The 1,651-nt window shown below is 57.1% G+C and carries 1 protein-coding gene; it reads right to left on the bottom strand.

The annotated features are described in order from the left end of the window. The coding region (locus tag HLM86_RS20085; protein WP_171831462.1) for an Ig-like domain-containing protein at positions 1-1,593 on the bottom strand (1,593 nt) is incomplete at its 3' end. Between the last annotated feature and the right edge of the window lie 58 nt (positions 1,594-1,651).

Genomic DNA, 1,651 nt, shown 5'->3' with positions numbered 1-1,651 from the left:
GGACTGCCACGCGACGGAGGTGGTCACATCGGAGGTGGTGCCGTCACTGTAGGTGGCCATCGCGGTTAACGGCTCGGTCTGCCCTTTGGCGAGAGCGATGCTGGCTGGCGTGATGGTAATACCTTCGATCACAGCGGCGGTCACGTTGACGTTGACCGTGTTACTGGGTACGCCGTCTTTGGTGGCGGAGAGGTTCGCGGTGCCTACGTCAACGCCAGAGAGCACACCCGTTGGCGTGATGGTGACGGTGGGGGTGGCGGTGGAGGGGGAATCGGACTGCCACGCGACGGAGTTGGTGATGTTCGATGAGGAGCCATCGCTGTAAATGGCCGTCGCGGTTAACGGTTGGGTTTGCCCTTTGGCAACAGAAACATTCGCTGGCGTGATGGTAATATCATCAATCACGGCGGTGGTCACGTGGACGTTGACGGTGTTGCTCGGCACGCCGTCTTTGGTGGCGGTGATTGTTGTAATACCGACGTCACCACCGGAGATCAAGCCCGTTGGCGTGACGTTGGCGGTGGAGGGGGAAGGGGACTGCCACGCGACGGAGGTGGTCACATCGGAGGTGGTGCCGTCACTGTAGGTGGCCATCGCGGTTAACGGCTCGGTCTGCCCTTTGGCGAGAGCGATGCTGGCTGGCGTGATGGTAATATCTTCGATCACAGCGGCGGTCACGTTGACGTTGACCGTGTTACTGGGTACGCCGTCTTTGGTGGCGGAGAGGTTCGCGGTGCCCACGTCAACGCCAGAGAGCACACCCGTTGGCGTGATGGTGACGGTGGGGGTGGCGGTGGAGGGGGAATCGGACTGCCACGCGACGGAGCTGGTGATGTTCGATGAGGAGCCATCGCTGTAAATGGCCGTCGCGGTTAACGGTTGGGTTTGCCCTTTGGCAACAGAAACATTCGCTGGCGTGATGGTAATATCATCAATCACGGCGGTGGTCACGTGGACGTTGACGGTGTTGCTCGGCACGCCGTCTTTGGTGGCGGTGATTGTTGTAATACCGACGTCAGCACCGGAGATTAAGCCCGTTGGCGTGACGTTGGCGGTGGAGGGGGAAGGGGACTGCCACGCGACGGAGGTGGTCACATCGGAGGTGGTGCCGTCACTGTAGGTGGCCATCGCGGTTAACGGCTCGGTCTGCCCTTTGGCGAGAGCGATGCTGGCTGGCGTGATGGTAATATCTTCGATCACGGCTGCGGTCACGTTCACTTTCACGGTATTACTGGTAATGTTGTCCTTAATCAGATTCACCTTCACCAGACCAGGTGTCTTACCCCCTTTCAACATACCCGGAGCAGAAAAAACCGCCACTTCCTGCTCACTTGTGTGCCAATCACTCAAATGGGTATCACTTTCGCTCAACCCATTGACACTTAACCCCATTAATGTGCGTGAAGACCCATCAGAGTAGTGGCCTATCGCATGAAAAGGCAGCTCGTTACCGGCTGCCAGTTGAAGCTGACTGACCCCTCGTGTTCTTAGCGGTGAAGGGGTGATGTCTATGCGTTCTAGTGTGACTGCTGATCCGGATTTAACGGTTACAGATCCGCTTCCTTCTTCTGAATTACAGCCGGTTAATAGCATGAATAGAGGCAATATAATGAAGGTAAACCAACCTGTTGAAATGTGTCTCATCATAGTG

Source organism: Vibrio ostreicida (assembly GCF_013074385.2).
GTDB classification, from domain to species: Bacteria; Pseudomonadota; Gammaproteobacteria; order Enterobacterales; family Vibrionaceae; genus Vibrio; species Vibrio ostreicida.
The sequence above is the reverse complement of the archived record's forward strand: the minus strand, read 5'-3'. Positions and strand labels throughout refer to the sequence as shown.